This is a genomic window from Archangium lansingense (assembly GCF_026626635.1).
Taxonomy (GTDB): domain Bacteria; phylum Myxococcota; class Myxococcia; order Myxococcales; family Myxococcaceae; genus Archangium; species Archangium lansingense.
The window spans coordinates 13,533,773-13,551,652 of record NZ_JAPNKA010000001.1 but is presented as its reverse complement, the minus strand read 5'-3'; the positions used below and the strand labels follow the sequence as shown (position 1 = coordinate 13,551,652).

The following is a 17,880-nucleotide window of genomic DNA, read 5'->3' as shown; positions in this document are numbered from 1 at the left end:
GTCAGGAGGCGCGCCCTCCACCGGGCGCGCGCTCCTCTTCTCGTGCTACGGGTTCATCCGGGTCAGCTCGATCTTCCCAATCTGGAAATCATCCAGACTGTTGACCGCGTTGCCCCCGCTGCTGTCGCGGCTGTAGATCTCGATGGTGTTCGTCCCCTGCAGGAACTGACCGCTCTCGACGATGAGAGACATTCCCAGCCAGGACACGTCGCTCTGCACGGGCAGCGAGCGCGGACCGTGGCCATTGATGACCAGGCGGTTCTTGCTGTAGTCCACGTCGAACAGCTGGAAGTTCAGCTTCACGGTGGGCCCGCGCGGCACCTCGGGCAGGTTGAAGGTCAACGTGAGCTTGTTGCTCGACGGAGACGGCTGCTCCCAGGTCGGGGTGCTGCTGTCTCCCAGGTGCACGATCTGATCGTGCAGGGTCAGCTTGCCCGACGGAACGTGCACCACCTGCAGGGCGCTCTCGCCTCCCGTGTACTGCACGCTCACCGCGTACCAGACATCCCCCACATGGCTCTGACTGGTCTGGGTATCCAGGAAGGCGCTCTCGAGGTCCGTCGCCGTCCAGCTCGCGTTGCTGTCGAAGCGCAAGCCGTCCGTGCTCTTGCGGATGTTGTAGCCCGTCACTCCCGAGCCGGTCATGCGCGTCCACGTGAGCCGCACGCCATTGCCCGTGAGCGTGTACGACAACCCGGTGACCGGAGGCAGCGAGCCGCTCCCCGACGCGTGCAACGAGGTCACCGACTCGATATCCGAGCCAGGCGTGGTGGAGTTGCTGGTCGCCGTGGACAGATCCTCGATGCGGACATACCGCGCCGAGGACAGCCCCGTCCCGGCGATGTCCAGCAGGCTGAACGCCGTTCCCGTACCCACCAGCACGAAGCTCGCCGGGTCGGTGCTATCGGAGATGAGCACGCGGTACTGCTCGTCCACTCCTCCCGCCGCCGTGCCCTGCTCGCGGATCTCCAGGTCCGGCCCGCTCCCGTTCACGATGGGGGTGACCCCCATGTCCAGCAGCACGTAGGCGCCGGGACCCCCCATGGCCAGGAATTTGGAATCCGGTGCCCCCAGCACATCCAACGGGTTCGCGTTGTTGTTGCCCACGTTTCCCGTCAGCACCAGGGAATCGAGCACCTGCTTGGCATAGGGCTCCGCCGCCTGCGCCTCTGCCCCGCCACTCCCAGCAACAGCGCCAGTCCCGTGGCTACCTTCATTCCCTTCATTTGTTTGTTCTCCTTCGCGTGCAGCGAGGCCCTCGGGTCATCGTCGATGACCCGGATGGAACGGCCTCGGTGTGTGGGTGATTCGGTGTCCCCCCCAGCCGGGAACTCCATATCCCACGCTCTGACACTCGAGGTGGAACACGGGGACTGGCACCCTCACCCCGACCCTCTCCCGCGGGGAGAGGGAGGGATTCTGGGATTCTGGGATTTGGCTTTGTGTGTGGGCTTGGGATGGGACTCGCGATTACTTCGCGTCCACCGTCAGGACCATCCACCGGTCCGTGGCGTGGTCGATGCGCACGTTGTTCGCGCCCGAATCCTGCAACTGCACCAGCACCTTCTCCAGGAACTGCAGCTGCTCCTGCGTCGCGTCCACGAACACGTTCTTCGCGCCCGGGCCCTTCGCCGCCTTCGGCTTCTTCGCCGCCGCAGGTGCTCCCGCCCCGTTCGTCAGCTCCGGCGCCGCCGCCACCACCCGCTGCTTCGTCTCCTCCACCGGCGTCTCCTCCACCTCGTTCACGCTCTCCTCCGCCTTCTCCTCCACCTCCACCTCACGCAGCGCCTGCTCGCGCAGCTCGTTGAACGTCTTTGCGTTCAGCGAGGCCCCGAACTTGTCCTTGTAAGCCTCCATCGCCTCGTTACGGCTGATGTCCGGCTGGTTGCGGAAGAGGTCGAGCAGGAACGTGTGGCGCTCCTGCGCCTGATCCTGGGAAATCCGTGCCATCGTTGATGTCCTCGGTTTGCTGCGTACTGCGGAACTGCCGAACGCAGGGCGGCGCAAGCTACCCGAGCCCCGCCTGGAGCGGAAGTGGCCCCCCACGCAACTCCCAACCCACATTCCGCGACAATCCCCGAGTACGTCTCCCCTGTCCTCCGAGGCCCTTTCCGCATGACCTCCATCCAGCGCGCGACCTCTTCGCCGGCTACCTCCCGCACCGAGGCGCCTCGGGTCGATACCCGCCCCACCGCCGCCCCCGAGCAGCCCTCCCAGCGCAACGCGCTCGCCACCGCTCGCAACACCGATGCCTTCGTGGCCCAGCCCCTGCGCTATGACGGCTCCAAGCCCGCCCCCGGCACCGACAACACCCAGGCGTGGATTCCCGTGGATGCTCCCGTCCGCGGCAACCCCTCCAATCGCAACGCCGCCACCTACAACGAGGTCCTCAACCAGTTCGCCGTCGGCAACAACCCGCGGTACACGCCTCGCGGTGGCAACACCTACTGCAACATCTTCGTGTGGGACGCCACGCGCGCCATGGGCGCCGAGATTCCTCACTGGGTTGATGCCAACGGCAACTCCACCGGCGTGGGCAAGGGCCGCGAGCTCAACGCCAATGCCACCGTCGACTGGCTCCACCAGCACGGCGAGCGTCACGGCTGGCGCAAGGTGAGCGCCGAGGAGGCCCAGAACCTCGCCAACCAGGGCCACCCCGCCACCGCCGTCTGGAAGAACCCCGGCGGCATCGGCCACGTCGCCATGGTTCGCCCCGGTGAAGTCACCAGCCAGGGCCCCGCCATCGCCCAGGCCGGCTCCAAGAACTTCAACAACGGCCACGTGAAGGACTCCTTCGGCAACCGCCCCGTCGAGTACTGGGTCAATGACTCGGGCAAGCCCACCGGCGGTGGTCAGCCGGCTCCGACTCCGACTCCGACTCCCACGCCGACCCCCACTCCCGGTGGCTCCGCCAGCGTTCCCCAGGTGGATCTCCAGCGCGACGCTCGGGGCCCCGAGGTCCAGAAACTCCAGGGCGCCCTCGTGAAGCTGGGCTACATGACGCCGGAGCAGGTCGCCACCGGCCCCGGCATCTTCGGCCCCAAGACCCAGTCCGCCGTCGCGAAGTTCCAGACGGATCACGGCATCAGCCCCAACTCCGGCATCTTCGGGCCCAAGACGCGCGCCGCGATGACGGCCGAGCTCGACAAGCTCAGCCGCCCCGCCGTTCCCCAGTCCACCCTGCGTCGCGGCTCCGAGGGTCCCGAGGTGAAGCAGCTCCAGGACGCTCTCGTGCGGCTGGGCCACATGTCGGCCGAGCAGGTGGCCACCGGCCCCGGCGTCTTCGGCCCCAAGACCGAGGCCGCCCTCAAGGCCTTCCAGTCCTCGCGCGGGATTGAAGTGGATGGTGTCTACGGGCCCCAGTCCCGCCAGGCCCTCACCGATGCGCTCGGCGGCAAGCCTTCCCCTGGCCCCGTCACCGGCCCCACCCCCACTCCCCCCACCGGTGGCTCGGACGCGGCCAAGGCGGCCCGCATCAATGACATGCTGAAGAACAGCGGGCTGCGCGGCCAGGGCGAGCACATCCTCGCCATGTCCAAGAAGTACAACGTGCCCCCCGAGCTGGCGCTCGCCATGTTCCAGAAGGAGGCCCAGTGGAACACCACCGGCGTCGCCCCGAAGAACAACAACCCGGGCAACCTCCGCTTCGCCGAGTGGGAGCGGCAGTTCGGCGGCGTCCCCAACGGCGGCTTCACCAGGTTCCCCAGCGTGGAGCAGGGCATCGAGGCCTACTTCCGCCTGATGGACAAGGGCTACCGCCAGTTCATCGACAACAAGGACTGGCAGGGGATGATCAACAAGTACGCCCCTCCCTCCGATGGCAATGACAGCACGACCTACGCCCGCCAGATTGCTCAGTGGATGGAGACGTACCGCGCGCAGATCAACGGCTAGCCGCCGGACGCCTCGGGCTCCCGCATGAAGAAAGGGCCGGTCTCCATCGAGTGGAGACCGGCCCTTCGTGCTTCAGTGCCGCTCAATCACTTGCAGGTCTGCGCGCACGCGGCCGGGAGCTTCCCGCTGTTGAAGTCGGCGCACGCCAGGGACTTGATGCCATCCGAGCACTCGGACGCCTTGCCCAGATCGAACGTCTTGCCCGCGTCCTCGTCAGTGCACATCTCGTCGAAGTCCTTCTTCGAGTCACACTTGGTCAGCGCGCCCAGCTTGGTCTCACACTCGGCCGCGTTGGTGCCGTAGATGCTCTTGAAGGTGTCCGAGCCCTTCACCTCCGTCGAGGAGCACTCGAACAACTTGGCGCAGCTATTCTGCACGCTGGTCTCGCACACCGACTGCGGCGTGACGCAACCCACGGCGAGCATGGACAGGGCGGCGCTGCTGATCAGGAAGAACTTACGCATGGGATTTCTCCTTGGGGTTTGGGGAAAGCGGCGCCTTGTTAGCACTGTGGGACGATTCGGGCGAGCTTCCCACCCCGACAACCAATGCTTACGCCATGCATCATTTCATCACAGCGGCACACTTCCCTAGACAGGAGAAAAATCCTGAGAGTTTTCAGCGGTTTGCGGGAAATACCGCTGCCATCTGGCGCAGCTGGGCGAGCAGTTGTCCGTCTCGACTCCACAGCTCCGCGAGGTCATCCGCGTAGCCGTGCGCGGCGTGACGCGAGTGGCCCGTGCGCAGGTAGAAGGCGTCCGGCGCGGCCTCGAGCGGCAGCGGCGCGTAGAAGTGCGCCGTGTAGTCCATGGTGGCGCCATTGCAGAAGCCGTTGACCCGGGCGAACGCCGCCGGTGGGAAGGCATCCAGCATCCCCACCACCAGCGGCGCATCCAGCGGCGAGGGGACACGCGGGCGAATCCAGCCACCCACGCGCGACTCGGCGGCCCCTGAATAGGGCACGGCTCCCACGCACCAGCGGTAGTCGAATTGCGCGCCGAAGGTGGGCAGCATCTCGCGCGGCACGGGCGGCACGTCGTCCGGAGGCGGCACCTTCGGCGGACGCGCATCCGTGTAGACGAGCGGCGTCTCGCGCGAGGTGGCGAAGGTGGCGCTCGCCAGGCACGTCACCTGTCCCGCCTGCTCCATCCGCGCCGACAGGTGCGTCACCTGGCGCCCCGCGCGCTCCACCCGCACCACCAGCGAGGCCTCGCCCTCCGTCACCGGCGCGCAGAAGTGCACCGTGAATGAGCGCGGTGCACGGGCCGGCTCGTTCAGCTCGCGCATCATCGAGCGCAGCAGCGTGCCTCCGAGCATGCCGCCATAGGCGCCGCGGCCCTGGAACCACTCGGGGCGGATGGGGCCCTGGTAGCGCCCCTCTCCGAGCGCGTTCCAGGTGGTGGCGGTGACGAAGGGGGACGCGGGCTCAGAGCTGTTCGCGGGCATGGCTTCACCCTAACGAAGGCACAGCGGGCGGGCCACGCCCCGTGGGGCTGTGCGCGGGCGGGGTGCGTACCGCGCGTGTCAGCAGGACGCTCGGTGCGTACGCGGCGTGACGTGGGTGCGGTGGGGTCGTGCCCGTGAGCCCCTGGTTTTCGTGTATCTCCCACCGTGCATGGGGGTTGCATCGGGCCTCGGCGAGCTTCGCGAGCGTTCCGAGGGGGAGTGCTGCCATGGACGGCGTGGTGGGAGTGATGACGGCGCTGGTGATGATGGCCGCTCCGGCTGGCGAGGAAGCCCTCGAGGGCCCGTTGCCGAGCGGAAGCTGGGGCGGCCGGACGTACGTGGGGGTGGCGGTGCCGCTGGCGCCGGGCGGTGTCGCGCTGGAGGGCGAGCGCGAGCTGGACGACGGGTTCTCCGTGACGCTGAGGCTGCGGGCGGCCTTCGACCTGGGGAAGTGGCTCCGCGTCCTCGAGGATGCTGATCCGGCCTACCTGCGATGGGGCGTCGAGCCCGGTGCACGTCTGTATTTGAGGGGCCCGGTGATGGATGGCTTGTGGGTGGGCGCGCGGTTCGAGCTGGAGCAGGCGTGGGTGGAGCCCGGTTCGGCAGCGGGGCCCGGGTCGTGGGCACGGCAGGAGTGGGACGTGGGAGGCGCGGTGCTCTCGGGCTACAGCTTCCGGCTCGACGAGGGCTTCACCGTGCAGGCCGCGCTGGGCATGGGCGCGCTCTACCGGGCCGCTCTCCCCGGTGTGCGCCCGTGGACTGTGATCGTGGCCCCTCGTGCCCAGCTGTCCCTTGGCTGGTCTTTCTAACGAATCCCTCCCTGTCTGCCGTGAATCTGACTCGCGGAGTGTCCGTTAGGTAGTCCTCGTGTCGTTTGTCGTCACCCCCGGCCGTCGTTCCTCCAGAGTAGGGCAACAGCAGATGGGGGGCCTTCCATGCAGTCCATTCCACCTCCGGCCGAGGACCGGGTCGTCTGCTCGAACCATCCACTCCTCGGCGCGGTCTTCACCTGCCAACGCTGCGGGAGCTTCGGCTGTGAGGGCTGCCGGAGCCCCTCCCTGCCCACCCTCTGTCAGGGGTGTGCCCAACGGGTGCTGCCCTCAGGCAGCCTCACCGCGGGCGCTCTGCTCCAGGACTCCTTCTCCCTGCTGAGCCGCAACCTCTCGGGCGTGGGCATCGTCCTGGTCATCTCCCTGCTCGGTGAGCTCCCCCTCCGATTCCTCCCGGTCCCGGTGGCGCAGCACTGGTTACTGCCGTTCCTGATCTCCACCAGTGTCACCGCCTTCTCGACGGCCGTCTTCTTCTCCTGGACCGCTGGCGGGCTCCTCCAGCAGCCCGGCCGCTCCCTGCTCTCGTCGCTCCGGGTGGGGCTGCTCCGCTGCTCCACCCTCTTCCTCATGAACCTGCTCTACATGGGCGCCATCTTCGGCGGCGCACTGCTCCTCATCCTCCCCGGCATCTACTTCGCCGTCTGCCTGTCCCTCGCCCCTGCCCTCGTCGTGCTGGACGGGCTCGGCCCTCTGCAATCCCTCCAGCGCTCCTCCCTGCTCACCGTGGGACATCGCTGGAGCCTGCTGGTCGTCTTCGGCTCCATCTTCCTCCTGCAGGTGCTGTTGACGCAGCTCATCCCGTTCTCTCGGCTCCTCCTTCCAGCGCCGGTAGCTGCCCTCTGGGTGGAATGGGGCCAGCTCTTCACGCTCACCTTCGCGAATGCCTTCTGCGCGGCCCTCCTCGACGGCGCGATCGTGCTCGCCTGGATGCGCCTCACCGGGCGCGTTCTGGTGTCCACCTGAGGCGGGCCGCCGCGGCCCTTCCCGTTCATCCCGTGAGGACCATGGACTCCCTCGTCACGCTCTCCTTCGACACTCCTGGCGCCTGGGCCATGGCGGGCCAGGGCCGCTTCGTCCCCGTGGGCCCCGGGCTCCTCGAGTCCGAGGGCGGCTCTGGCCTCCTCTGGTACACCCCCGCCGAGTTCTCCGACTTCCGTCTCCAGGTGGACTGGCTCGCCCACTCCATCGAGGACAACTCCGGCGTCTTCTTCCGCTTCCCCACCGCCGAGCTCGCTCGCAATCAGCCCGACTGGAAGGCCGGCTTCGAGGTGCAGATCGACGACCGCGGCGTGGACCCCGAGCACGGCACGATGGGGAGTCCCTTTCACCTCACCGGCTCCCTCTACACGCTCGCCCCTGCCCTGCTGATGGCCTCGCGGCCCCTGGGCGAGTGGAACTCCTTCGACATCCTCGCCCGAGGGTTGGAGTTGCGCGTCGTGCTCAACGGCGTGGAGGTGTGCTCCTTCTTCGCGCCCTCGTACAAGCCGCGCGCCGGACGCATCGGCCTCCAGGCCCACCACGAGGGCTCGCGGGTCCGCTTCCGCGCGCCGCGCATCCAGCGGCTCTAGCGCGGTGAGCAGAAGTTCCCGACACAATCGTGTGGCCTCTGCACTGCGTCCGGAGCGACGCCAAGCCGGCCTCCGGCCGCGCGCTGCACAAACTTGTCCAACAGTTGGACAAGTTTCCGAAGAGCGAGCCCGGCAGGGCTGTCCGCCACGCCCGACCTCCATCGGGCGGCGTGGGCGCTTGTGTACAGGAACTTCTGCTCACCTGCTTGGGTTCGAGCTTACCCAAAATCTTGAGGCCCCTCTGAGAGGGGAAAATCCGTGAGCGAGAAGGAGCGAGGGCGCCCGGCGGCGCTGAGGTCGGACACCCGCAGTAGCGGGCCTCCGCACTTCCGGTGCTGACCGCCCTGGGGCAACGTCTGCTAGGGTGGACCCCGGAGGTATTGTACCCTGGCACGACTCCTACCGTGGTTTCCACTCGCTCTCGTCCTGATGGGGAGCGCTGCGGCCGCGCAGCAGCCCCAATCCCCGGCCCGCGAGCGTCAGGAGCGGCAAGTCGTCGTCCCCAGCAGCCCTGCCGAGCCGGTGTCGGAGATACGGGTGGCGGCCGGCATCGCCACGACCTTCGTCTTCAACGCCGCCATCGACAGGGCCTTGGTGGAGGTGGAAGGGCGAGCGACGCGCTTCCGTCTGGTGGACGTGGGCGAGCGCACCCTCTTCCTCGAGCCTCTCGTTCCCCCCGGGGACGGAGAGCGGCTGGCGGTACGGGTACGCTACAAGGACGGGGCCTCCCCGGCGTTCGCCGTCTTCGCGCTCGTCTCCCACCCCACGGAGGTGGACACCCGGGTGGATGTTGCACGCATGCAACGCTCGCCGGAGGTGCTGGAGGCGGCGCTGGCCCAGTGTGAGGCGGGCGAGCCGGGCTACCTCGTGCTCTCGGGTCGGTTGGACCGGCGGGGCGTTCGAGCACGACCCATCGCCATCGCTCCGGACTCCCAGGTCCAAGCCGGCATGAAGCTGGAGGAAGGCACTGGGTACCGGGCAGGCACCTGGGCGCTGGCCGCGGTCCGGGTGCACAACCTGCCAGGACAACAGCCGTGGACGGCCGGGGAGGCGCGACTCACCAGGGCGGACGGCACGCCCGTGCGGGTTGTCGCCGTCCGCATGGACAGGCCGCAGCTCGCCTCAGGAGACGTAGGCCTGGTCGTGGCGGAGACGGAGGTGCCCTACTGGACAGCCGGGGAGGTATTCCACCTCGAGCTGCGGGAGAAGGGCGGCGGGCGGCACCTTGTCATCGGCACGGTGAATCTCTAGGAAGGCCGGCCATGACGGATGCCCTGCACCCGGACCACTTCAAGCCTGGAGACAGGGTGGGCCCCTGGCGCATTACCCAGGTGCTGGGCCGTGGCGGCTCCTCCCGCGTCTTCAAGGTGGAGCGGGACGGCAGCTCCTACACCATGAAGATGGGGCTGCGCCCCCTCTCTGACTCCCGGGAAGAGCTCACCGAGGAGCAGTACGTGGAGGAGAAGAGCGCTTGGCGGCAGATGGCGCGCGAGGCGGCGGCCCTCCTCACCTACTCCTCCCACCCCAACCTGCTGCGCGTGTACGCGGTGGACTTCTGGCCCAATCCCAGCATGGGCTACCCCTTCCTCGTCATGGATTACGTGGAGGGGGATGACTGGCACGAATGGCGCTGGCGCAAGTCCCCTCACGCCGCCAGGCTGGTGGAGACCTTCGGCGACGTGGTGCGCACCGTAAGCGAGCTGCACGCACGGGGTGTGCACCACCGCGACTTGAAGGCGGAGAATCTCCTCATCCGCCGGAAGGACGGCCGGCTCTTCCTCATTGACTTCGGCACTGTGCGCCTGCCGGGCACCCTCACGCAGACGATGGGCCTGCCCGAGGGAACGCTGCACCTGGTGCCCCCCGAGTTCCTGGCCTACTTGCGCACCGAGCCGGTGACGCGGGGCGAGCCCTTCCAAGGGGGTGTGGCGGCGGACCTGTACGCCTTGGGGGTGCTGCTCTACCAGGGAGGGGCTCACCGACCTCCACCCCTTCGACCCCAAGCTACCGGACAAGGAACTGCTGACCGCCATCGCCGCCGTACCTCCAACGGCGCCCCACCTCCTCAATCCCCTGGTGCCGCGCTCCCTGAGTGACATCGCCATGAAGCTGCTGGAGAAGCAGCCCGAGGAGCGCTACCCCAGCACCCAGGCGCTGCTGCGGGCGCTGGATGAGGCCGCCGAGAAGGAGAGGACGTCCTCCGACTGGAAGGTGCCCCTCACCGCCCCGAGGAGCCCAGCAGCGGCGCCGCCCGAGCAAGAGCCGGGGGCCGAGCACCCGCGGGCAGTGCCCGAGGTGGAGAAGGCGCAGCCGTGGGCGGAGGCCCCAGGAGAGAGGGCTGGCCCCACGGCGCGCAGCTCGCGGAGGAAATGGCTCCTCACCGCACTGGCCTGCGCTCTCCTCGTGGGAGCCATCGGTCTGATCATCGGACGAGCCCTGATCGAGCCCTCATCGGCGGAGCCTGGTGCGTCCGCCACTGCCCAGAGAGGAACCCCACCCGTGTCCGACTCTACCCAGCCTGTCACCGCCTCCCGTAGCTCCTCGCTCTCCAGCCTTCTCGCCGCATGGCTATGCGCCGCCACCGGCGTGGGGTGCCCCGGGGCCCAGGTGAGGCCCGAGCCGATGAGCTGCCCGGCGGACGCCATCGCGGCCATGTTCAAGGAACTCAAGATGAGCCCGGGTGGCTTTACCGACGCCCTCATCGATGTCACCCAGCCGGTAGAGGGTGGCAACTACGGGCTCTACTCGGACGGCCCCATCGTCGGCCGCGTTACGAAAGGGGAGGGGCTGCTGGCGGAGGGCACTCTGCTGTATGGGCACCTGTGGACGGGCCCCGGTCTGAAAGATGACCTTGGCCGGGAAGCCGTCATCGGGCGCTACACGCGCGCTGTGCTGCCGGATGGCAAGGAGTACCCCGTCTGCATCGCCCTGGGCGGCCCCCACGGGCGCTTGGACCGGCAGCCTGGCCCCAAATCCGGCACCGTCCAACTCCTACGAATCGCCGCGATCAACGGGGTCTGGTACTGGCCGTGAGGGTCCTCAGCCCCCTGTGTGCCTGGAGTCACCTCCAGGAAAGCCACTTCCTGAGAGGGTGTTGAACAGGAGCAGTCAGGCGAGCCGACACCGCACCGGGGAGGAGCATGTTGGACATGAAGAACAGAGGAGCCAGGACAAGGAGCACCTTGGGGCTGGCGGCTTTTCTCCTGGTGCTCGTGGCGACCCTCGGTGCCCAGGCGGAGCCGCCCTCCTCCAAGCTCCCTGGCCGTAAGCCGGACTCCAAGGAGCCCTGGGGCGCTTTTCTTGGCAAGGCCGCGCATGAGGTCATTGGCCTGGAGTACCGTGTGCAGCAGCCCACCAACCGCGTCTTCGTCGATACCAGTCTCTCCACCATTGTGAAGGAGGGGCAGTTGGGGGACCCGGAGCGTCTTCCGGAGTTCGTGAGGCTCTTGCGCCCGGACATCACCGATACCGTCGCCCTCGTGCTGTTCGAGCTCAAGCCGGACAATGAGGAGTCGCGCGTGGAAGGGAGAGAACAGGCGGGGCGCTACCTGGCGGCCCTGAATGAGGCTGTCGAGCCTGACAAGAAGCTCGTGGGAGGCACCGGCTTCGAGGGGTCGCTCTTCCTCGAATTCGAGAACGGGGGGGCACTCTGGCAGTTGTCCTGGCGCACGCCAGAGCCCGGAGTGACGCTGTACCGCTGGAGCTACCGGCGCAAGCAGCCCGGTGCTTCCTGGAAGGAGCGGGCGGCCCAGAAGGCAGAGGAGTTGCCCAGGGAAGAAATAGAACAGCGCGGTGAGTTGGCCGAGCAAGCGATCCGGGCTGCCTATGAAGGGGGCGAACGCCCCAAGGGCTTCCAGGGCCAGGTCTACCTGCCTGTGGACTGCCGCTGAGCGGGCGGGAGGTGTCCGCCGCCCTCGGAGCGCGCGAAGTGCCTGGCGCTTGAGGAGCTGCTGAACGCCGTGGTAGGGCGAAAGCCATGACCACGGAACCCTCCCCGGTGCTCGAGTTTCCGGCGTGGCTCTACGACACCACCGCCGCCATCCGCCGCAAGGTGGGAGCCGAGGGCCGCTGGTGGGCCCGGGAGTACATCAAGACCGGTGCCTTTCCCCAGCCCCGGCAGATGCGCCAGGTGCTGCCCGGCGAGGTGCTGGTGATACACTCGGGGGCCGACGGTTTCGACTGGAACCGCCCCCGCTGGCGGATGCACCTGTTCGTCGAGATCTTCGTGGACTTGGATGAAGGCGTCCCGGAGGAGGAGCATCAGCGCATGAGGGAGGCCTTCGAGTCCTTCTGCCTGAGCACCCCGTGGGGCGCCCTCTACCATGCCGTGTTTCCGCCGCCGCTGTGGAGCGCGGAGCGCATGGCGAACCGGCTCGCCTCGCTGCTCCGCTTCTGGGACGTGCTCCTGGGCCCTCGCTACGCGTTCTGGCCCGGTAAGAAGTACACGCTGGAAGAGCTCATGGACGATATCTACCGCAAGACGCTGGAGGCCTGGTGCCCCGGAGGCCCGGCCTCGGTCCGCGAGCACCTGGCCCTGACGGTGGAGCGCATGGCTCGCGCGACCCGAGAGGATTGCGAGAAGGCCGTGCTCCGGGTGATGCCTGTCGTAGTGGAGGCGAACACCGATCTCAAACACCGCGAGGTGCTCAGCGACCCGGACTTCCTGCGCGAGCGCCTCTCCGCGCTTCCTCCGAAGAAATTCGAGAGTATCTCCAGCGCCGACAAATATGCGGTGAACGGGCAGTTGTACGCCTGGGACAGGGAATTGGGGCGTCATTAGCAACGGACGAGGCCCACGGTCGTCATCGGCATGCTCACACCAGGAGGTCGACCGTTGCGCATCATCGGATGCACTGACGGTGCTGTGGTAGACGACGCCTGCCTGCCCCAGTTCAACACCCTCTAAGGCACAGGGTGAACCTGCCCCGGTTTTGTGGCTCTCCCGCAGTTTGTGTGAAACCTGGACGCATGCGGATGATTTGCGCGAGTGAGTTTCACCTGCTCGCCGCCACTGAACCACACGAAGTGAGGGAGAGCCACGTAACCGGGGCAAGCCCATGCGCCGCAGCTTCGAGCGCCTCCAGCATCGCCCTCAGTTCCTGCGCTCCTTCTTCGGGCCACTGCCGCCTCTCTCTTAACTGAACTACCTGAAGCCCATTAGTCGGGTCTGCACGACGCGAAAAAGCCTCCACCAGGAGAGGTTGTGCCAACTCCCGGGGAGGCGCAGATTGCGTGGTGTTTTCGCGACCTACCTGGCGTGAGGGCTCTTGGCCGGGGTGGGCGAGAGCTTCTCGCCGAGCTCAGTGTGGAGAGCCTTCTCCCACTGGCGCGCCCCATCCGGGGACAGGCCGTAGTTCAGGTAGTAGCCGAGGTTCGTGTACAGCGTGCCGCCCGGCTCCCCGGAATGGGGGCCGGATTGGGTGAACTTCCAAGCCTCCTTGAAGCTGCTCACATTGTTGGGGGAAGGTCGATATCGGGCAGCTCTCAGCGAGGCTCGCCCGTCACGGCAGCAGCGGCAGTCCCTGGGACAGCCGCCACAGCACGAAGCCCGTCCAGCCCACCAGGCCCAGTCCTCCGAGCACCAGTCCCGCAAGCGCCTGCTGCCGCTTGCCAATCGGGGGAGTTGCCTCCAGGTTCACCCGGCGCAGGCCCGCCACTCCGAGTCCCATCGCCAGCGGTGCGGCTACTGGCACCACCAGTCCGGCCAGTCCGCACACCAGCGCGTGGCGCGCGAGTGGGTTGTTCTCGCGGGCGTCCCACAATCGCTCCAGGCGCTCCAGGTCCACCTCTTGTCGGAAGAAGAGTCGCACGCGTGTACTGGCGTATAGCCACAGCGCCAGCCCCATCGCCGGAGCCAGCAGCGCCAGCACGCCCAGGTCCCTCCCCTTCAGCGTGAAGCCCACCAGCCATAGTGGCGGCAGCAACAGCAGCGCCGGCCGAGCCAGCGGCACCCCGAGGAACCACGCCACCACCACCGCCGTGTTCGCCGCGCCCAGCACCGACCAGTGCCACAGCCCGTCCATCCCCATTCCCACCGTGAAGACCAGGTGCAGCGGCGCGCTCGCCAGCATCAGCCACGCCCACCCGTCCCTCTTCCCCCAGAGCTCCTGCCTCAGCCGCTCCAGGTGCCCTACCTCGGGCCGCCCGCCGCAGGATTCACAGTACGTGTGCTCCCCGTGCCGGATGGACTCGGCCTCGCAGTAGAAGGCTCCGCAGCGCGCGCACGTGCCCACGGCTTCCTGGCCGGGGTGGTGCGCACAGCACGGAGTCTCTTGCAGGGCCGTCGAGGTGGCGGGGGCACTCATGCGCGCAATCTCTCATGCGCTGGCTCCTCGTGCACCGGCCGGGCGAGGGAGGCCTCGTCCCTCCCTGGGAAGCTTGGAGCGCCCCCGGTGCGCCCCACATTGAACCTCGGAGGGTCGCGCAACCCCGCGCGTCCGCATTCCACCAGGAGGCTTCACCATGGCCGACAACGAGAAGCGGAGGAAGTACGACCCCGTGCACCCCAAGGAGCGCGAGAACACCAAGCCCCCATTCGCCAAGGACCGCGTCGAGCGCGGGCTCGAGGCCGATGACACCCTGCCCCTCTACGCCGCTGATTCCATCCACGGCACCCGTGAGCAGAAGTTCGCCCTCGACAGTGACGCCGAGGTCGGTGGCTACGTCCCGGATATCCGCAGCCCCATCGACGAGGCCGATGAGGAGGCCCGCCGCGCCCGCGGCGAGGAAGAGGTGGAGAAGAACCGGTACGCGCCAGAGGACTGAGGCTCTCGGGCTCCCTGCTCGGTGGGGAACCCGGGGGACGTATACCCTCACCCCGACCCTCTCCCAGAGGGAGAGGGACTGACCCCCGTTCTCACCGTGTCAGTTTCTCTGTGCCTCGGAGGGACTGACCCCCGTTCCTCTGTGTTTGCTGCCTCGTGTGAATCCCCTCTCCCTTTGGGAGAGGGTCAGGGTGAGGGTCTTCCCCCCTGTCACCGCTTCGTCGGTGGCGCTACCGGGTCCCTCGGCACCAGCTTGCCGAGCTCCAGCGGGCCCACCTGCTGCTGGATGGTGTCCGGGTCTCCCACCAGCACCACCTGCATCGCCGACGGGCCCAGGTACGCCTCCGCCACCCGTTGCACCTCGGCCGGCGTCGCCTTCTCCAGCCCCGTCACCGTCCGCGCGTACTCGTCCATCGGCCTCCTCAGGAAGAACAGCGACGCCGCGCTCGAGCCCAGTCCCTCCACCGTCTCGAACTCGCCCGGAATCGCCCGGATGAGGCCCTCACGCGCTGCCTCCAGCTCCTTCTGCGTGATGGGGCGCTCCTGTATCCCCTTCATCTCCTGGAAGAACTCGTTGAGCGCCGGGCCCGTCACGTCCTTGCGCACCGCCGACGAGGCCGTCAGCGGCCCCACTCCCAGCCGCGCATCCGCGCTCGCCCCCGCCCCGTAGCTGTAGCCCTTGTCCTCCCGCAGGTTCATGTTCAGCCGGCTCCCGAAGAAGCCGCCGAACACCGTCGTCGCCAGGTCCAGCGCGTACTCGTCCGGGTGTCCCACCGCGATTCCCGGTCGGCCCACCACAATCATCGTCTGGTCCAGCCCCGGCTTGGGCACGAACACCACCTGCTGCCGCGGCAGCGCGGCGGGCGTGGGCGGCACCGGCGGCGGTTGGGCAGTGCCCTTCCAATCGCCGAAGTACTTCTTCGCCAGCCCCATCGCCTCGTCCAGGGTGACATCCCCCGTCACCACCAGTGCGGCCGCCTTCGGGCCCACGCTCTTCTCATAGAAGGACTTCACGTCCTTGAGCGTCAGCGTGTCCACCGTGGCCGGCAGGCCGATCACCGGGTGTCCATACGGGTGCTCCGGGCCGAACACCGCGTCCAGGTACGCCTGCTGCGCCAGGAAGCCCGGGCTGCCCATGGCGCGCACCAGCTCCGCCAGCTGCAGCTTCTTGCGCCGCTCGAAGTCCTTGTGCGCCAGGTTCGGCTTGCGCACCACGTCCGACAGCAGCGACAGCGCCGTGTCCGCGTGCCGCTTCAGCACTCGCGTCCCGATGAAGGCCCCATCCGCGTTGACGCTGATCGACGGCGACACCCCCAGGTCCTGGAAGGCCTGGTCCAGCGCTGTCGTGTCCTTCCCGGCCGCGCCCTCCAGCAGCATCTTGTACGTGACGTCCGCCAGGCCCCACTTGCCCTTCGGGTCCTGCGAGCCTCCCGCCGCGAAGGCCACCCCCACGTAGGCGAGCGGCAACTCCTTGCGCGTGCTCACCAGCACGGTGAGCCCGTTGTCCAGCTTCGCCTGCTCGAACTTCGGCAGCACCAGCTCGGGTGGCACGTCCGGCTTCGGCGGCTGCCGGCGGAAGGCGTTGGGGTCCTCCGGCGGCGGGGCCGGCGTCTCGGGCGGCTTGGGCGTCTCGGGGACGGGCTCGGGAGCCGTCTTGCAGCCGGCGGCGAGCGCCAGCACGGACAGGGCGATGAACAGGCGGCGCATCAGTGGAGCTCCTTCGCGGAGGAGATGGGGCCCTTCTGGGCGGGCACGGCGTGCACCACCACGCGGGCGTCGGGCTTCAGGTACTCGCGAGCGAAGTCCCGCACCTTGTCCGCCGTCACCGCGTCGTAGCGCGCCAGGTCCTCGCCGAGGAAGCCCGGGTCTCCCTGGTAGTGGTTGTAGCTCTGCAGCACGTCCGCCTTCCCGCCGAAGCCGCCCACCGACTGCAACCCCGCCAGCATCTGCGTCTCGAAGCGCGTGCGCGCCCGGTCCAGCTCCTGCTGCGTCATTCCTCCGCGCCGCACCTCCTCCAGCACCGCGTCCATCTCCTTGGCCAGCGCGTCACTGGACACCCCCGGCCGCGCCACCGCCTCGACGGTGAAGACAGACTGGGCCCCGAGGCTCGTCTGGGTGGCGCTCACGTTCTGCGCCAGGCCCTTCTCTAGCACCAGGCGCTTGTAGAGGCGGCTGGACTTGCCCGTGCCCAGCGCGTTGGCCAGCACGTCCGCCGTGGCATCCCCCTCGGAGAGGTACGCCGGGGTGAGCCACGCCATCGTCACCTGCGGCAGCGTGCCCACCTTCTCGTCGTGGCGGATGACCGTCTCGCCCGTGAGCTTCACCGGGGCCACCTGCGGCTTCTCCGGCTTGGGGCCGCTCGGCAGCGTGCCGAAGTACTTCTCGATCAGGGCCCGCGCCTCCTTCGGCTCGAAGTCTCCCACCACCGCGAGCGTGGCATTGGACGGCGCGTACCACTTGCGGAAGAAGCCCTTCACGTCCTCCATCGTGGCCGCGTCCAGGTCCGCCATCGAGCCGATGACCTTGCCGTGGTACGGGTGCGGCGCGGGGAAGAGCGCCTGCCAGAGCTTCTCCTGCGCGAGGCCGTAGGGGCGCGTCTCCACGCCCTGGCGCCGCTCGTTCTTCACCACCTCCTGCTGGGTGTGCAGCTTCTTCTCGTCCAGCGCGTCCAGCAGGAAGCCCATCCGGTCACTCTCCAGCCACAGCGCCGTGGCCAGGTGGTTGGTGGGCACCGTCTCGAAGTAGTTCGTCCGGTCGTAGTTCGTCGTTCCGTTGAGATCGTTCGCCCCCACCTGCTCGAGCATCGCGATGTGGACGTCATCCGGCACGTGCTTGGAGCCCTGGAACATCATGTGCTCGAAGAGGTGCGCGAAGCCGGTGCGGCCAGGCTGCTCGTTGTAGGCGCCCACGTGGTACCAGACATTCACCGCCACCACGGGCAGCTTCTTGTCCTGGGCCAGGATGACCTCCAGGCCGTTGGGCAGCTTGTACGTCTCGTAGGGGATGGTCAGCGCCTCACGCCCCGGGGCCAGTGGCTTCGCCTCTTGCTGCTGCTGCTGGGCGAAGGCCGGGAGGCCGAGGGCGAGGACGGCGGCGGCGATGAGCGCTTTCTTCATGCGGAGCGGTTGCCTCCTCGGTGTGCAGAGGCAACCGCTTAGCACGTGCCCTGTTCCCGGCGGAGCGCGAGTGAATAAGGACGGTCTTGTCCTCGCCATGGCCGACTCAGCAGAGGAGGGCTTGTACGTGGTCATGCGTCCACGTACCGGAGGTACGGCATCCTTGAGCAAGCAAGCGCACAAAGGCCGGAGGTTCCTGGTTACGAGCAAGGGCCCTTCCCGTTGACATTCTGTCCCATCGTCCTTACATTCGTCCTTAGGA

18 protein-coding genes are annotated in these 17,880 nt (G+C 68.0%); 10 read left to right on the top strand and 8 right to left on the bottom strand.

What is annotated here, in order from left to right; genetic code table 11:
• Positions 1 to 45: 45 nt before the first annotated feature.
• Positions 46 to 1,137 carry a hypothetical protein gene (locus OV287_RS54945; RefSeq protein WP_267542095.1) on the bottom strand — a complete coding sequence of 364 codons (1,092 nt, stop codon included), beginning with the start codon at positions 1,135 to 1,137 and terminating at the stop codon, positions 46 to 48.
• A gap of 333 nt (positions 1,138 to 1,470) precedes the next feature.
• On the bottom strand, positions 1,471 to 1,950 hold the full coding sequence (locus OV287_RS54940; RefSeq protein ID WP_267542094.1) for a hypothetical protein: 480 nt from the start codon (positions 1,948 to 1,950) through the stop codon (positions 1,471 to 1,473).
• A 165-nt stretch (positions 1,951 to 2,115) separates the two neighbouring features.
• Here OV287_RS54940 and OV287_RS54935 point away from each other — a divergent pair, with 165 nt between their 5' ends.
• Complete coding sequence (locus OV287_RS54935; RefSeq protein ID WP_267542093.1) at positions 2,116 to 3,894, top strand: peptidoglycan-binding protein; 1,779 nt, start codon at positions 2,116 to 2,118, stop codon at positions 3,892 to 3,894.
• Positions 3,895 to 3,980: 86 nt separating this feature from the next.
• On the opposite strand, the gene OV287_RS54930 is transcribed toward OV287_RS54935, so the two are convergent.
• A complete protein-coding gene (locus OV287_RS54930; RefSeq protein WP_267542092.1) occupies positions 3,981 to 4,358 on the bottom strand; it encodes a hypothetical protein in 378 nt (125 codons plus the stop codon).
• Positions 4,359 to 4,512: 154 nt separating this feature from the next.
• On the bottom strand, positions 4,513 to 5,340 hold the full coding sequence (locus OV287_RS54925) for an acyl-CoA thioesterase (RefSeq protein WP_267542091.1): 828 nt from the start codon (positions 5,338 to 5,340) through the stop codon (positions 4,513 to 4,515).
• A gap of 227 nt (positions 5,341 to 5,567) precedes the next feature.
• Here OV287_RS54925 and OV287_RS54920 point away from each other — a divergent pair, with 227 nt between their 5' ends.
• The 8 genes from OV287_RS54920 to OV287_RS54885 all read left to right on the top strand — a co-directional run bounded on the left by OV287_RS54920 (position 5,568) and on the right by OV287_RS54885 (position 12,518).
• Positions 5,568 to 6,149 (top strand): hypothetical protein, encoded by a 582-nt coding sequence (locus OV287_RS54920; RefSeq protein ID WP_267542090.1) that lies wholly within the window; start codon positions 5,568 to 5,570, stop codon positions 6,147 to 6,149.
• Between the two features lie 126 nt (positions 6,150 to 6,275).
• On the top strand, positions 6,276 to 7,133 hold the full coding sequence (locus OV287_RS54915) for a hypothetical protein (RefSeq protein WP_267542089.1): 858 nt from the start codon (positions 6,276 to 6,278) through the stop codon (positions 7,131 to 7,133).
• A gap of 41 nt (positions 7,134 to 7,174) precedes the next feature.
• Positions 7,175 to 7,738 carry a 3-keto-disaccharide hydrolase gene (locus tag OV287_RS54910; protein ID WP_267542088.1) on the top strand — a complete coding sequence of 188 codons (564 nt, stop codon included), beginning with the start codon at positions 7,175 to 7,177 and terminating at the stop codon, positions 7,736 to 7,738.
• A 429-nt stretch (positions 7,739 to 8,167) separates the two neighbouring features.
• A complete protein-coding gene (locus tag OV287_RS54905) occupies positions 8,168 to 8,989 on the top strand; it encodes a DUF2381 family protein (RefSeq protein WP_267542087.1) in 822 nt (273 codons plus the stop codon).
• A gap of 11 nt (positions 8,990 to 9,000) precedes the next feature.
• Positions 9,001 to 9,834, top strand: a complete 834-nt coding sequence (locus OV287_RS54900) for a serine/threonine protein kinase (RefSeq protein WP_267542086.1) — start codon at positions 9,001 to 9,003, stop codon at positions 9,832 to 9,834.
• A 7-nt stretch (positions 9,835 to 9,841) separates the two neighbouring features.
• Complete coding sequence (locus OV287_RS54895) at positions 9,842 to 10,771, top strand: serine/threonine-protein kinase (protein ID WP_267542085.1); 930 nt, start codon at positions 9,842 to 9,844, stop codon at positions 10,769 to 10,771.
• 116 nt (positions 10,772 to 10,887) lie between these two features.
• Positions 10,888 to 11,628, top strand: coding sequence for a hypothetical protein (locus OV287_RS54890; RefSeq protein WP_267542084.1), 741 nt, complete (start codon positions 10,888 to 10,890; stop codon positions 11,626 to 11,628).
• An 86-nt stretch (positions 11,629 to 11,714) separates the two neighbouring features.
• Positions 11,715 to 12,518, top strand: a complete 804-nt coding sequence (locus OV287_RS54885) for a hypothetical protein (RefSeq protein ID WP_267542083.1) — start codon at positions 11,715 to 11,717, stop codon at positions 12,516 to 12,518.
• Between the two features lie 468 nt (positions 12,519 to 12,986).
• On the opposite strand, the gene OV287_RS54880 is transcribed toward OV287_RS54885, so the two are convergent.
• Together OV287_RS54880 and OV287_RS54875 are read right to left on the bottom strand one after the other, a co-directional pair.
• Positions 12,987 to 13,190: a hypothetical protein gene (locus OV287_RS54880; RefSeq protein ID WP_267542082.1), complete on the bottom strand. Its 204-nt coding sequence runs from the start codon at positions 13,188 to 13,190 to the stop codon at positions 12,987 to 12,989.
• A 49-nt stretch (positions 13,191 to 13,239) separates the two neighbouring features.
• Positions 13,240 to 14,043, bottom strand: a complete 804-nt coding sequence (locus OV287_RS54875) for a hypothetical protein (protein WP_267542081.1) — start codon at positions 14,041 to 14,043, stop codon at positions 13,240 to 13,242.
• A gap of 157 nt (positions 14,044 to 14,200) precedes the next feature.
• Here OV287_RS54875 and OV287_RS54870 point away from each other — a divergent pair, with 157 nt between their 5' ends.
• Positions 14,201 to 14,503 carry a hypothetical protein gene (locus tag OV287_RS54870; RefSeq protein ID WP_267542080.1) on the top strand — a complete coding sequence of 101 codons (303 nt, stop codon included), beginning with the start codon at positions 14,201 to 14,203 and terminating at the stop codon, positions 14,501 to 14,503.
• Between the two features lie 209 nt (positions 14,504 to 14,712).
• On the opposite strand, the gene OV287_RS54865 is transcribed toward OV287_RS54870, so the two are convergent.
• Positions 14,713 to 16,209 (bottom strand): M16 family metallopeptidase, encoded by a 1,497-nt coding sequence (locus OV287_RS54865; RefSeq protein ID WP_267542079.1) that lies wholly within the window; start codon positions 16,207 to 16,209, stop codon positions 14,713 to 14,715.
• Positions 16,209 to 17,618 carry a M16 family metallopeptidase gene (locus OV287_RS54860; RefSeq protein WP_267542078.1) on the bottom strand — a complete coding sequence of 470 codons (1,410 nt, stop codon included), beginning with the start codon at positions 17,616 to 17,618 and terminating at the stop codon, positions 16,209 to 16,211. The genes OV287_RS54865 and OV287_RS54860 overlap by 1 nt, the downstream gene beginning before the upstream one ends.
• Positions 17,619 to 17,880 lie beyond the last annotated feature (262 nt).

What these genes read in the sequence shown, in the direction of transcription:
- OV287_RS54940 (WP_267542094.1), bottom strand. Translation starts at nt 1,950, where the DNA reads ATGGCACGGATTTCCCAGGATCAGGCGCAGGAGCGCCACACGTTCCTG.
- OV287_RS54935 (WP_267542093.1), top strand. Translation starts at nt 2,116, where the DNA reads ATGACCTCCATCCAGCGCGCGACCTCTTCGCCGGCTACCTCCCGCACC.
- OV287_RS54930 (WP_267542092.1), bottom strand. Translation starts at nt 4,358, where the DNA reads ATGCGTAAGTTCTTCCTGATCAGCAGCGCCGCCCTGTCCATGCTCGCC.
- OV287_RS54925 (WP_267542091.1), bottom strand. Translation starts at nt 5,340, where the DNA reads ATGCCCGCGAACAGCTCTGAGCCCGCGTCCCCCTTCGTCACCGCCACC.
- OV287_RS54920 (WP_267542090.1), top strand. Translation starts at nt 5,568, where the DNA reads ATGGACGGCGTGGTGGGAGTGATGACGGCGCTGGTGATGATGGCCGCT.
- OV287_RS54915 (WP_267542089.1), top strand. Translation starts at nt 6,276, where the DNA reads ATGCAGTCCATTCCACCTCCGGCCGAGGACCGGGTCGTCTGCTCGAAC.
- OV287_RS54910 (WP_267542088.1), top strand. Translation starts at nt 7,175, where the DNA reads ATGGACTCCCTCGTCACGCTCTCCTTCGACACTCCTGGCGCCTGGGCC.
- OV287_RS54905 (WP_267542087.1), top strand. Translation starts at nt 8,168, where the DNA reads ATGGGGAGCGCTGCGGCCGCGCAGCAGCCCCAATCCCCGGCCCGCGAG.
- OV287_RS54900 (WP_267542086.1), top strand. Translation starts at nt 9,001, where the DNA reads ATGACGGATGCCCTGCACCCGGACCACTTCAAGCCTGGAGACAGGGTG.
- OV287_RS54895 (WP_267542085.1), top strand. Translation starts at nt 9,842, where the DNA reads ATGAAGCTGCTGGAGAAGCAGCCCGAGGAGCGCTACCCCAGCACCCAG.
- OV287_RS54890 (WP_267542084.1), top strand. Translation starts at nt 10,888, where the DNA reads ATGAAGAACAGAGGAGCCAGGACAAGGAGCACCTTGGGGCTGGCGGCT.
- OV287_RS54885 (WP_267542083.1), top strand. Translation starts at nt 11,715, where the DNA reads ATGACCACGGAACCCTCCCCGGTGCTCGAGTTTCCGGCGTGGCTCTAC.
- OV287_RS54875 (WP_267542081.1), bottom strand. Translation starts at nt 14,043, where the DNA reads ATGAGTGCCCCCGCCACCTCGACGGCCCTGCAAGAGACTCCGTGCTGT.
- OV287_RS54870 (WP_267542080.1), top strand. Translation starts at nt 14,201, where the DNA reads ATGGCCGACAACGAGAAGCGGAGGAAGTACGACCCCGTGCACCCCAAG.
- OV287_RS54865 (WP_267542079.1), bottom strand. Translation starts at nt 16,209, where the DNA reads ATGCGCCGCCTGTTCATCGCCCTGTCCGTGCTGGCGCTCGCCGCCGGC.
- OV287_RS54860 (WP_267542078.1), bottom strand. Translation starts at nt 17,618, where the DNA reads ATGAAGAAAGCGCTCATCGCCGCCGCCGTCCTCGCCCTCGGCCTCCCG.